Source organism: Vaginisenegalia massiliensis (genome assembly GCF_900604935.1).
GTDB lineage: Bacteria > Bacillota > Bacilli > Lactobacillales > Aerococcaceae > Vaginisenegalia > Vaginisenegalia massiliensis.
Window position 1 is genome coordinate 33062 of the sequence record NZ_UWPC01000013.1, and the last position, 11875, is coordinate 44936.

Here is an 11875-nt window from a genome sequence, read left to right on the forward strand (position 1 = left end):
GGGAATTCAATGATTCCAAATTTACAAGTAGCTCTGGATCATTCTGATCTGGCTAGTGCTTTAAAGGCCGCTGTCGCTGTCGGGCATGAAGTTGATATTATTGAAGCCGGTACCGTGTTACTCCTTCAAGTTGGATCAGAAGTCATTGAGTGTTTACGCCAACAGTTTCCTGATAAATTAATTGTAGCTGATACCAAATGTGCGGATGCTGGTGGAACAGTCGCTAAGAATTGTAGTCGCCGTGGAGCAGACTGGATGACCTGTATCTGTTGTGCAACCATTCCAACAATGAAGGCCGCAGCTAAAGAAGTTAAAGAAATCCAGGTAGAACTATACGGTGACTGGACTTATGATCAAGCTCAACAATGGTTGGATGCAGGAATATCCCAAGCTATTTATCATCAAAGTCGTGATGCCTTATTAGCAGGTGAAACTTGGGGAGAACGTGATTTAAATAAAGTTAAAAAATTAATTGAAATGGGCTTTAGAGTATCAGTAACTGGGGGCCTTTCTGTGGACACCTTAGACCTTTTTAAAGGAGTCGATGTCTATACCTTTATTGCTGGTCGCGGAATAACTGAAGCCGATGATCCAGCCCAAGCAGCTCGCGACTTTAAAGATAAAATTCGATCTTTATGGAGTGAATAAATATGACAACACTAGGAATTTATGAAAAGGCTCTGCCAAAGGATGTGTCATGGCTTGAGCGTTTGCAGATGGCTAAAGATTTGGGTTTTGACTTTGTTGAAATGTCGATTGATGAGACGGATAAACGTCTATCACGCTTGGACTGGACCAAAGAAGAAATTGCTCAAGTTAATGCAGCCAAAGTTCAAACCGGTGTTGGTATCTATTCTATTTGCCTAAGTGGACACCGTCGCTTCCCTTTTGGTTCAGCCGATCCTCAGAAACGAGCAAAAGCTTTGGAAATAATGCAAAAAGCCATTGACTTAGCTCAAGCATTAGGGGTGCGAAACATTCAGTTAGCCGGCTATGATGTGTATTATGAAGAAAAGTCGGTGCTTACTTATGAACGATTTGTTGAAAATTTAAAAAAAGCTGTTGCTATGGCAGCTGCTAAACAAGTAATGTTATCAATCGAGATAATGGACGATCCGTTTATTAATTCGCTGACTAAGTTTAAGGAAATTAAGGCATTGATTCCTTCGCCGTGGCTACAAGTGTATCCTGATTTAGGCAATCTATCGGCTTGGCCAGAAAATAAGGTTAATCACGAATTGTCAATCGGAATTGACTCAATTGTAGCCATCCATATTAAGGATACTTTATCGGTCAGACCCGACTTTCCTGGACAATTTAAAAATGTTCCGTTTGGTCAAGGCCAAGTTGACTTTTTAGGCTGCTTTAAAGCGTTAAAACGTTTGAATTATCAAGGCAGTTTTTTAATTGAAATGTGGAGTGAAACGGATCAACAACCAGCAGAACGCATTCAAGAAGCGTTAGCTTATTTGCGCCCAATAATGAAGGAGGCTGGCTATGATATCTAATGCAACGATTCAAGCTATGAAAGAACGGGTCTTCCGGGCTAATTTGCAATTACCTCAATGGGGATTGGTTAAGTTAACTTGGGGTAATGTGAGTGAAATAAATCGCCAACTGGGTATTATTGTAATTAAACCTTCGGGCGTTGATTATCAGCAGATGGAAGCTAGTCAAATGGTGGTGACCGATTTAGACGGTTGTCCTTTAGAAGAAGGAAGTTTAAAGCCCTCTTCTGACTTAGCCACCCATGTTATTTTATATCGCGCCTTTAAAGACATTCAGTCGGTGGTACATACGCATTCAACCTATGCAGTAGCCTGGGCTCAAGCGGGACGGGCGATTCCTGTCTACGGTACAACTCATGCTGACACCTTTTATGGACAAGTACCAGTAACCCGGCAGTTAACTGCCGAAGAAGTAAAAGAGGCTTATGAAGTGAATACAGGCCATGTCATTGTTGAAAGATTTGAACAAGATGGCTTGGATCCTTTAGCCGTGCCAGGTGTCATTGTGAATGGACATGGTCCTTTTACTTGGGGAACTTCCACAGCTAAGGCCATCGAAAACAGCTTGGTTCTTGATGAAATTGCCCATATGGCGATGATGACTGAAGAGATTCAAATTCAAGACCAAAGTTTACCTCAATATGTTTTAGATAAGCATTATTACCGTAAACATGGAGCCAATGCTTACTATGGACAATCCTAAGTTAGGATAATTGTGTGACACCTATCTCTACTATGTCAAATGACTTCATTCATGACGAATGTTAAGTGATTTAGCATTTTTTTAGTATCAATCCACTTATCTTCTTTTGAACCAAACTAGGTTCGAATGATGATGAGTGGTTTTTTGGTTAGAGGATGTAGGACTGGAAGATGCTTTAGCAATTATCGTTTAACATAGGTGAATCTTATGAGGTTAAGTATAATATTGGTCAGTTTCTTTCTTCGTGGTAAAATAGGACATGTAAGTTGAAACGAGGTTGAGGAGGAGTTTTTGTATGCCAAAGTGTATTTTTCTTGATGTCGATGGAACGCTGACTAATTATGATAATCAAATTCCCCTTTCTGCCATACAGGCCATTCAGACCGCTCGTCAGAATGGACATAAGGTTTTTACTGTGACAGGGCGAAGTAAAGCTGAAATGTATGATGAGATTCTAGCAATCGGCTTCGATGGTTACATTGGCGGTAATGGATCCTATATTGAGCTTGGCCAAGACGTTCTCTATGAAAAATGCTTGTCAGCTGTTGATAGTCGAGCAATCCGGCAATGGCTAGACCAACGGGGTTTGGAATATTATATAGAATCTAATCACGGCTTATATGCAAGTCCAGGTTTTGAAAAGCGTGGGCAGTCGACCATGATGGCTTATGCGGCATATAAAGGTCAAGATGGGGCTGACCAGATGACCGTCAGACGTGCTTTTCCTGAAATGATCTTTGATGGGGACCTCGAACGTAACGACTTGAATAAGGTATCCTTCATTTTAGAAAGTTATCAAGATTATCTTGATGCAAAGGCTGCCTTTCCCCATCTCAAAGTGGGAACTTGGGGCGGTCAAGGTGAAAAAGCGCTTTTTGGTGATATTGGGGTAGCTAATATTGACAAAGGACAAGCAGTGGCTTTTCTATTAGCCTATTTAGGCTGTTCGCGCCAAGACAGTTTGGCTTTCGGCGATGCTAAGATTGATATTCCCATGTTAGATTACTGCCAAGTTGGTGTGGCTATGGGAAGTGGGGGGCAAGAGATTAAAGCGATGGCTGATTATGTGACGGATGGTGTCGATCAAGATGGACTCTACCATGCTTTTAAACATTTTGACTTAATCTAAAGGAGGGTAAATTGATGCAAGAAATTTATTTGATGCGCCATGGACAAACCTTATTTAATTTGTATGGGAAAACCCAGGGTTTTTGTGATTCTCCTCTAACAGAATTAGGAATTCAGCAGGCCAGACAGGCTAGAAAATATTTTGAACAAGAGGGACTTCGCTTTGATTGTGCCTATTGTTCAACATCTGAACGGGCAGAGGATACCTTGTTGGAAGTGTATCAAGGACCTTATACGCGTCTAAAGGCCTTGAAAGAATGGAACTTTGGTATTTTCGAGGGTGGACCTAATTATCTTGAACCACCGCGCAAACCAGGGCAGAATTCACATTATGACAACTTCGTCCCATATGGGGGTGAGCATGTGGACCAAGTAACTAGCCGGATTAATCAAGCGATTCAAGAGATTGTTGATACTCATCCAAGTAAACTTCCGCTTGTAGTCACACATGGAGGCGCCCTATATTGTTTCTATTTGCGTTGGCAACGTGAAGGAGATCCGCGGCCAAGCTTCGGTAATTGTTGTATTCTAAAATACGGGTATGACCAAGGTGAATTCTATCTTTTGGATTGGATTGACCCAGGTAAGTAAAGATAAAGGAGCGGGTGTTCATGTGTCAGAGTCAACCACAATATTTAAACTTGACGCCCAATGAAGATAATAAGAAATGGGTTTGCGAAATCGTTGGTGAGGACCCCGTTTTCCGCTTTAAACGTGCCTTCTTGCCAGAAATGGCGGAGGGACAGTTTGCTATTTATGATGGCGTTTATCAAATTCATGGCATTTACCCAGGGATTAGCCCGTTTAATAAAGAATATTGTTTGGTTAGAGATGGCCATATGCAACGTCACCTTACTTTTTCTATGGTGCAAGAATGTTTGCCCGCAATCCTAGCTAATCAAGAGTCGATAAAGGAGCGGGTAAAATTTCAAATCAAGCAACAATTGGCGGGAATTGAGGAGGCAGTGGATCATGAATTGGTCAAAGAAGCCTTGGAACATCAAATTGATCAATTAGATGATTTGACAGAAATTAGCCAGTTATATGCGTGTCTTGCACAGTTGATTAAGCAAAAGGATTCGCTCATTCGCCAATTTCAAAAGCAAGTGGAATATTATCGGCGCTATCATGAAGAATTTTAAGACCAAAAAAGCCCTCTTCATTAGTATCAGTTAATGAAGAGGGCTTCTATGATAAAGACAAGTTTATTCCATTGGTTGGTTAGGGATTTGATTTGTTGGCTCAACTTGACCAGAATTTACGGCTTGTGTTGAGTTTGGATTTGGTTTTGGTTGAGGAGTTTTGCTAGCTTGATTTGGACGATTGCTTGGGGCTTGAGGGCGCACCATTGGACGTGGACCTTGGTTAGTTGGTGTTGCTACTTTTTGAAAAGGTGCGTCAGGTGATAGAATTAAAGCCTTGATGAAAATGGCACCTAAAATTAATAAAGTAGCAGGAATAAGTAAGAACTGAGAGAAGAAAATAGGTGAAGCATATCCCACAGCTGAAATGATCAGACCAACGTTTGACCGACTATGAAATTCTTTGGATAAAACTAAGAAAAGACTTAATGTAAAGCCGATAACACAAAGCATCGAAGTAATCGACCAGAAAACAATACCGTGAAAGTTATTTGAGATGTGGCTAATATCTACGATAGCTTTGTTACCTGTTAATTTGGCTACAGAATTGAAGAAGCCGAATAAGAACACTAAGATTTGGATGATGTTAAGTCTAAAAACTGATTGAACCATTTTTTTAGTCATATAGGACCTCCTATTAATATGAATTGCTAGAATAGTGCATGAGCTCGTTGAAGAAGACACTGAAAATTAAGAAGTAGAGAACTAAAACAGCAAGAAAGACAAGGAATTGAATGAATCCAGCACGATTCCATGTTGCTTGAACCTTCTTGAAGGTTTCGACATCGGTGTATTGCCCGTCTCGCCAAGCCCATTCATTACCTTTCGCTCCACATACAAATATCCAGATGATGTTGAATAGAGGAATTAAACAAAGCAGTGGTAAGTAGGTTTTGTTACCAATTCCCCACCAAATATTGTAGATAAAGGCACCCCAGTTCCAACCTTTGATTTCATCAGGCACCCAGTTTGCTAGAGCTTGCTGAGAGACGTAAGGATGTTGGTTGCTAGCATTATTATCGTAGTTTGGGTAGTCATTTCCATAAGCGTTTGAAGTATAGGCGGTTTGTGAATCAGCTTGATATGACTCTTGGTAGCTAGCTTCATCACTTGGCTCTACGGTTTCTTCTAGAACGTTTTCTTGATAGTAATCAGCAGCTGGATCGTCTGTATCGACTAAAGACTGGTCAAAGTCAGTTGAAGTATCAGGGAATCGTTCATCTTTCATGGTGGTAACCTCCGTTTATCAATAAATTTAAATTTATTATAACAAATTTTTTTTCAAATGATTTGAAATATAACTGGAAAGAAAAAGTTTTCTGACTAAGTGCGTTAAGTTATATCAAAAAAAGAATGGAATGAGTATAATAAAATTAAATGTTTACCTGAATAAAATGGTCGGAAGGAAGGATAAAATGAAATCCTTATGGATAAATTTACCGGTTAAAGATATTGCAGCAGCCATTTCATTTTACGGATCAATTGGTTTTAAAGTGAATATGGGCCCCATGCCGCAAATAGCTATGGCTCATATTGGGGAATCAAAAATATTATTAGTTGAACGACAAGCGTTTTCTGAGATGCTTCCTAATCAGCTTGTCGATCCTAATCAAGCGAATGAGGTTCTACTTTCGATTGAAGTGGCCGACGCCGCAAAGCTCGATCGAATTGTGGAATCGATTAAATTATTTGGCGGTCAAATTTTACTTGGCCCAAGTATGATTAATGGTTACTATGGTTGTCTCTTTACGGATCCTGATGGCCATAAATTTAATCTGATGGTATTACCGGAACAATAAAGCCAACATTGACTGGTCTCCTCTTCGCAGCTAAGAGAGACCCGTTTTTTTGTAAAGAAAATAACAAATAAGCTTCCAATGTAAAATTTATGTAAACCTTAACAATAGTTGAAGCGAGGCGCTATAATGAAGGTGTTGCATATTAAAACAATTAAATGGAGGAAAGAATATGTCATACCAAAAACGTTTTGTAGGTTCATGTTCGTTTGCTTTACTTTCAATGTTATTAGTTGCTCAAAATCCAACAGCTTTGGCTGCTGAAACAACGACTCAAATCGCTCAACCAGTAGCTGGAGAAACCACAACAGAAGTTGTAACAGCGACAAATGCACCTGCTCCTCAAGTGACAACTAGCCAATCTCAAGCTGTTCAACCTTTAGCGGCTGCTCCTGTTGAAACAACGACCACTACTGTGGCAAAAGATGTTGTTATCTTACACACCAATGATATGCATGGCCGAATGGAAGAAGAAAAGAATAAAGCTGGTGACACCAGTGTTATTGGTTTAGCTAAACTTGATACAATTGTTGAAACAGAAAAAGCTAAAGCAGGTCAAGTGACTTATTTACTTGATGCGGGTGATGCTTTCCAAGGCCTACCCATTTCTAATGCTTCAAAAGGAATGGAAATGGCAAAATTAATGAACCAAATTGGCTATGACGCGATGGCTGTTGGTAACCACGAATTTGATTTTGGTCTTGATCAAATTAAAGCATATAAAGAAAGTTTAATTTTCCCATTATTAAGTTCAAATACTTACATTAATGGTGTTCGTTTATTCGAAGCGTCTACTATCTTAGATAAAGATCCGAATCAAGTGGGCGACGAATTAGTCGTTATCGGGGTGACTACACCAGAAACAGCGACCAAAACTCACCCTAATAATATTGTGGGCGTAAGCTTCAAGGATCCATTAACCGAAATTAAAAATGTAATCAAAGAAATCCAAGCTAAAGCAACTGCAGAAGGCAAAGACTATCAAAACTATGTAATCTTAGGTCACTTAGGTATCGACCCAACAACACCGGCTGCATGGCAAGGAAGCACGATAGCGCAAGCCTTGATGAATGATCCAATGTTAGCTGGTAAGAAATTAATTTTCATTGACGGCCACTCTCACTCAGTTGAAACTAAAGTATTATCGCCAAATGCTGTTTACAACCAAACAGGTACCGCTTTAAATAACATTGGTAAAATTACTCTTACAGCACCTGGCGCGATTGAAGCGGGCTTGATTTCGGCTGCTTCAACTAAAGATGTGGTTCCTAATCAAGCGACAGCTGATCAAGTAGCGGCTGTTAAAGATGCATTTAAAGCAGCGACTTCAGGTGTGATTGTCGATAACAACCCAGTTGAATTGAATGGCGAACGTTCAAATGTACGGGTACGCCAAACCAACTTAGGTGATTTGATTGCGGATGCTCTATACAGCTATGGACAAACTGGCTTCAGTAAACCAACTGATTTAGCGGTTACGAACGGTGGGGGTATCCGTGCTAGCATCGCGAAAGATAAGCCAATCACTGAATATGATGTGATTTCAGTTTTACCATTTGGTAATATTGCAGCTCAGATCGCAGTAACGGGTGCTCAAATTCAAGAAATGTTCAATCATGCATTATCAGCAAGCATCCAAAAAGATGATGCAGGTAATCCAATTTTAGATGATAATACCGGTCTGCCATTATTAGGGGCTAACGGTGCCTTCCTTCAAATCTCAGGTGGACGCGTCTTCTTTGATCCTCGTGTTGAAGGCACGGATCGTATCTTACGCATTGAAATCTTAGATAATGTTAATGGCGGCTATGTGGCCTTAGATCCAAACAAAGTGTATCAATTAGCTACCAATGATTTCTTGGCAATGGGTGGCGATGGCTACACTATGTTAGGTGGTAAACGTGAAGAAGGTCCTTCATTAGATAGTATCTTTACTAACTTCCTTAAGGATGGCGTGAAATTAGCAGACTATGCAACTATTAATGCCAACAATCGTCTTGTTGCTTTAGATCCTAAGGCGGACTTAGATGGTGATGGTTTAGCGAATGCGGATGAATGGCTTGTTGGTCGTGATTTATTCGTGGCAGATAAACCAGAGGAAACAAAACCAGAAGAAACAAAACCGGAAGAAACCAAACCAGAAGAAAGCAAGAAAGAAGAAGCTAAGAAACCAACCAAAACTAAAGCAACCAAAGCTGATAAAAAAGCAGCTAAAGCTAAAGAAGCGAAAAAATTACCTTCAACAGGTGAAGAAGATTTAACCTTAATCTTCTCTGGTGCGGCATTAAGTATTCTAGCTGGTTTAGGAATGGTAAGTCTTGATCGCAAAAAAGTAAACGAATAAATTTATTAAAAATAAGGAAGCTAGTTAGCTTCCTTATTTTTTTGCTTGAGAGCAAGGGTATCTCTTGAAGAAAGCGCGCTCATTATGATATCGTTAAAATATAATGATAATAAAATGAGAAAGAGGAGGCCGTCTTTTGATGGAGACTAGAAAGCGACGATTTCAGACACCGCATACTTATGTCATTATATTTGGCATTATTGTACTAGCTTGGTTAATTACGTTTATGGTTCCTGCAGGCAAATATACGACCCATACACTCAATTATCAAGGTTCAAACGGAGAGACCTTGACACGGCAAGTGCTAGAGCAGGATTCTTTTCGCTATATGCATCCCCTTAAGCCTACTGTATTAAAGCAAGAGTTACAGAAACTTTTGAAGCAAGAAGACAAATTACAAGCGTTTGAAGTGGATGCAGAGGCCCTACCGCTGTTAATCCAACAGTCACAGCCCATAAGTCTAACTGATTTAGCTGATCTTGGTTTGGAAGAGTCGGAGTTGTATGAATTTTCGGGCGATAAGATCTATGATACTAGCCAACGTCTTCATAAAACAGCGACTATTTGGGGAACGCCTGATCATGGTGGGTTTGGTTTCCTCAACTATATCTTCGAAGGCTTGGTGACCGGTGATCGGTATGGATCGGCTATCGGTATCGTGGCACTCTTACTAGTCGTGGGAGGGGCCTTCGGCATCATCATGAAAACAGGAGCGATTGACGCTGGCATTTATGCTTTCGTACAAAAAGCTCAAGGGAAAGAATTTATGGCGTTACCGCTCATATTCTTTATGTTCTCCTTTGCTGGAGCAACGTTTGGTGCGTCTGAACAAGTGATTCCTTTCTTAATGATTATGGCTCCTTTCTGTGTAGCTTTGGGTTATGATTCGATTACAGCAGTAACCATCACTTTTGGAGCCTCACAGATTGGTAATGCTTGCTCTTGGATGAGTCCTTTTTCAATCGCAATCGCACAAGGTATCGCTGGGCTACCCGCTTTATCTGGGGCGGGTTTTCGGATTGCAATGTGGATTCTCATTACGACCGCATCTTGTCTCTTTATGCTGCGCTATGCTCGAAAAATCAAGCAAGACCCGAAGAGCTCACCGTCATATCATACGGATCAGTACTTTAGACAGCATCAAGCCTCAAGTGATCAACAGGAGGTTCAAGCTTTTACAGTGGGTCATAAGGCTGTATTAGCTGAACTCCTACTAGGTCTTGGGTGGATTGTCTATGGTGTGATGAAGTTAGGGTTTTCTATTCCGGAATTAGCTTCACAGTTCTTCTTGATCGGTCTAGGAGCGGGGATAATAGCTTTAATCTTTAAATTAGATCAGTTATCAGTAAACGATCTTGCTTTAGCTTTTAAAGATGGGATTGCCGATTTGGCTCCGACAGCGGTAGTGGTAGGGATGGCTAAAGGGATTTTACTTGTTTTAGGCGGTTCTGAAGCGGGAGAATTCTCAAGTTTGAATACGATTTTATTTTCGGTAGGAAATCTATTAAGTGGGGTACCTTCTATCTTTGGAGCATATGCCATGTATATATTCCAAAGCCTGTTTAACTTAATAGTTACTTCTAACTCAGGTCAGGCTGCTCTGACGATGCCAATTATGGCACCTTTAGCCGATATCGTCGGCATTAGTCGCCAAGTGGCGGTACTCGCTTTCCAATTGGGCTCTGGTTTTGTGGATGCCTTTACTCCTGTATCGGCTAGCTTGGTTGGGTGTTTAGCCGCCGCCCGGGTGGATTGGAGTGATTGGGCTAAATTCCAAATCAAGATGCAGGGTTTCTTGTTTGCTTTAGGTATTCTATTTATTACAATTGCAATGATGATTAGTTATCAATAGGAGGAATAAAAAATGAAATTAATCAAACAAGTACAAGTCTATAATCCGCAACCAATGGGCGTTAAGGATATTCTCATTAGTGAAGGTAAAATTGTGGCGATTGAAGATCAGATTCAAGCGCAAATTACTGGTGTTGAAATCGAAGAAATCGACGGCCAATATTTGATTGTGGCTCCGGGTTTCATTGATGCCCACTTTCATATTTTAGGTGGGGGTGGTGAAAACGGCTTTATGAATCGTACGCCAGAAGTGACTTTAACTGATTTAACAACGGCAGGAGTAACGACGGTTTGTGGCCTATTGGGTACGGATGGTGTGGGTCGTCATGATGCTGGGCTGTTGAGTAAGGCTCATGCGCTAGAATTTGAAGGCGTATCAACTTATGCTTATATTGGTAATTATCGTTTGCCGGTAGAGACTTTAACTAAATCGATTATTGATGATATTATGTTGATTGATAAGGTGATTGGGATTGGGGAAATTGCGATTGCGGATCACCGTAACGGAGCCCCAACATTTGAACAGTTTGCTCATGCTTGTGCCGATGCTCGTGTCGGCGGACTACTCTCAGGTAAAGCTGGGGTAGTGAATATCCATGTTGGCCCAGGTAAATCCAAACTTGATCTTATTTTTGAATGTTTGGAAAAGACCGATATTCCGATTTCAACCTTTTATCCCACCCATATTGGGCGCAGTCAAGCTTTGATTGATGAAGCTCTTAAGTTTGCAGAAATGGGTGGAGTTTTTGATATTACAGCTGCGGAAAATCCTGATCAGTTCTTTGAATTAGATGGGGAAATTCCTTTTAGAAAAATTTTGCGTCAAGTTTTAGATAAAGGCCTCGATCCTAAGTGCATTACCCTAACTTCGGATGGTCAAGGTTCGTTACCGATTTTTGATGATCGTGGTAATTTCATTGAGATGGGTGTAGCATCCGCTCGAGCTTTATTGGTTTGTATTAAAGAGGCTGTTCAACGAGAATCTATTCCGCTTGAAATAGCTTTGCAGACCGTAACCTCAAATGTGGCTGATATACTAAAATTACCGCATAAAGGACGTATTCAAGTGGGTAAGGATGCCGATTTGGTATTCCTTGATCCAGATAGCCTTGATATTCAACGGGTGATTGCGAAAGGACAAGTCATGGTTGAAGACGGACGGCCAGTTAAATTTGGCGTCTTTGAGAAACGCCCAAATTAATCTAGTTAAAGGAGTCATGAATGAGTGCCTTTTTGGTTGTGATCTGAGTTTAGGTCCGCTGAAAAGGCCTTTTTATTACAACGTAATAAAACCACCCGTTTTACGGGTGAGCTGCCAAGAGCTTTAGCGTTAAAAACTCCTTTCGATTATACTTAAATGTGGCTACCAACCGCATTAAGATCGAAAGGAGTTTTTCTATGTC

The 11875-nt window shown here is 40.6% G+C and carries 12 protein-coding genes; 10 read left to right on the plus strand and 2 right to left on the minus strand.

The annotated features are described in order from the left end of the window. The first annotated feature begins 9 nt into the window (after window positions 1-9). The 6 genes from EIH20_RS07920 (at window position 10) to EIH20_RS07945 (ending at window position 4481) form a co-directional block, all read left to right on the plus strand. The gene (locus EIH20_RS07920; RefSeq protein WP_124059502.1) at window positions 10-648 is read left to right on the plus strand and encodes a 3-keto-L-gulonate-6-phosphate decarboxylase UlaD; all 639 of its coding nucleotides are present in this window, start codon (window positions 10-12) and stop codon (window positions 646-648) included. A 2-nt stretch (window positions 649-650) separates the two neighbouring features. Continuing rightward, complete coding sequence (locus EIH20_RS07925) at window positions 651-1508, plus strand: L-ribulose-5-phosphate 3-epimerase (RefSeq protein WP_124059504.1); 858 nt, start codon at window positions 651-653, stop codon at window positions 1506-1508. Continuing rightward, the gene (araD, locus tag EIH20_RS07930; RefSeq protein ID WP_124059506.1) at window positions 1498-2211 is read left to right on the plus strand and encodes an L-ribulose-5-phosphate 4-epimerase AraD; all 714 of its coding nucleotides are present in this window, start codon (window positions 1498-1500) and stop codon (window positions 2209-2211) included. The genes EIH20_RS07925 and araD overlap by 11 nt, the downstream gene beginning before the upstream one ends. A gap of 295 nt (window positions 2212-2506) precedes the next feature. Then, complete coding sequence (locus tag EIH20_RS07935) at window positions 2507-3340, plus strand: Cof-type HAD-IIB family hydrolase (RefSeq protein ID WP_124059508.1); 834 nt, start codon at window positions 2507-2509, stop codon at window positions 3338-3340. A 14-nt stretch (window positions 3341-3354) separates the two neighbouring features. Then, on the plus strand, window positions 3355-3930 hold the full coding sequence (locus tag EIH20_RS07940) for a histidine phosphatase family protein (RefSeq protein ID WP_124059510.1): 576 nt from the start codon (window positions 3355-3357) through the stop codon (window positions 3928-3930). A 20-nt stretch (window positions 3931-3950) separates the two neighbouring features. After that, window positions 3951-4481, plus strand: a complete 531-nt coding sequence (locus EIH20_RS07945) for a hypothetical protein (RefSeq protein WP_124059512.1) — start codon at window positions 3951-3953, stop codon at window positions 4479-4481. A gap of 63 nt (window positions 4482-4544) precedes the next feature. On the opposite strand, the gene EIH20_RS07950 is transcribed toward EIH20_RS07945, so the two are convergent. Continuing rightward, entirely contained in the window at window positions 4545-5105 is a 561-nt protein-coding gene (locus EIH20_RS07950; protein ID WP_206424120.1) for a superantigen-like protein SSL4, read from the minus strand. A 13-nt stretch (window positions 5106-5118) separates the two neighbouring features. Continuing rightward, window positions 5119-5445 carry a ribonuclease G gene (locus EIH20_RS07955; protein ID WP_124059522.1) on the minus strand — a complete coding sequence of 109 codons (327 nt, stop codon included), beginning with the start codon at window positions 5443-5445 and terminating at the stop codon, window positions 5119-5121. Window positions 5446-5896: 451 nt separating this feature from the next. On the opposite strand from EIH20_RS07955, the gene EIH20_RS07960 reads away from it, so the two are divergent. The 4 genes from EIH20_RS07960 (at window position 5897) to iadA (ending at window position 11673) form a co-directional block, all read left to right on the plus strand. Further along, window positions 5897-6280 (plus strand): VOC family protein, encoded by a 384-nt coding sequence (locus EIH20_RS07960; RefSeq protein ID WP_124059514.1) that lies wholly within the window; start codon window positions 5897-5899, stop codon window positions 6278-6280. Window positions 6281-6449: 169 nt separating this feature from the next. Beyond that, window positions 6450-8621: a 5'-nucleotidase C-terminal domain-containing protein gene (locus EIH20_RS07965; protein WP_124059516.1), complete on the plus strand. Its 2172-nt coding sequence runs from the start codon at window positions 6450-6452 to the stop codon at window positions 8619-8621. Window positions 8622-8760: 139 nt separating this feature from the next. Beyond that, complete coding sequence (yfcC, locus tag EIH20_RS07970; RefSeq protein ID WP_124059518.1) at window positions 8761-10473, plus strand: putative basic amino acid antiporter YfcC; 1713 nt, start codon at window positions 8761-8763, stop codon at window positions 10471-10473. Between the two features lie 12 nt (window positions 10474-10485). Continuing rightward, window positions 10486-11673: a beta-aspartyl-peptidase gene (gene iadA / locus EIH20_RS07975; RefSeq protein WP_124059520.1), complete on the plus strand. Its 1188-nt coding sequence runs from the start codon at window positions 10486-10488 to the stop codon at window positions 11671-11673. The last annotated feature ends 202 nt before the right edge of the window (window positions 11674-11875 follow it).

Coding starts and splice junctions, on each gene's coding strand:
- iadA (WP_124059520.1), top strand. CDS start 10,486: ATGAAATTAATCAAACAAGTACAAGTCTATAATCCGCAACCAATGGGC.
- EIH20_RS07925 (WP_124059504.1), top strand. CDS start 651: ATGACAACACTAGGAATTTATGAAAAGGCTCTGCCAAAGGATGTGTCA.
- EIH20_RS07950 (WP_206424120.1), bottom strand. CDS start 5,105: ATGACTAAAAAAATGGTTCAATCAGTTTTTAGACTTAACATCATCCAA.
- EIH20_RS07960 (WP_124059514.1), top strand. CDS start 5,897: ATGAAATCCTTATGGATAAATTTACCGGTTAAAGATATTGCAGCAGCC.
- EIH20_RS07965 (WP_124059516.1), top strand. CDS start 6,450: ATGTCATACCAAAAACGTTTTGTAGGTTCATGTTCGTTTGCTTTACTT.
- EIH20_RS07920 (WP_124059502.1), top strand. CDS start 10: ATGATTCCAAATTTACAAGTAGCTCTGGATCATTCTGATCTGGCTAGT.
- EIH20_RS07935 (WP_124059508.1), top strand. CDS start 2,507: ATGCCAAAGTGTATTTTTCTTGATGTCGATGGAACGCTGACTAATTAT.
- EIH20_RS07945 (WP_124059512.1), top strand. CDS start 3,951: ATGTGTCAGAGTCAACCACAATATTTAAACTTGACGCCCAATGAAGAT.
- araD (WP_124059506.1), top strand. CDS start 1,498: ATGATATCTAATGCAACGATTCAAGCTATGAAAGAACGGGTCTTCCGG.
- EIH20_RS07940 (WP_124059510.1), top strand. CDS start 3,355: ATGCAAGAAATTTATTTGATGCGCCATGGACAAACCTTATTTAATTTG.
- yfcC (WP_124059518.1), top strand. CDS start 8,761: ATGGAGACTAGAAAGCGACGATTTCAGACACCGCATACTTATGTCATT.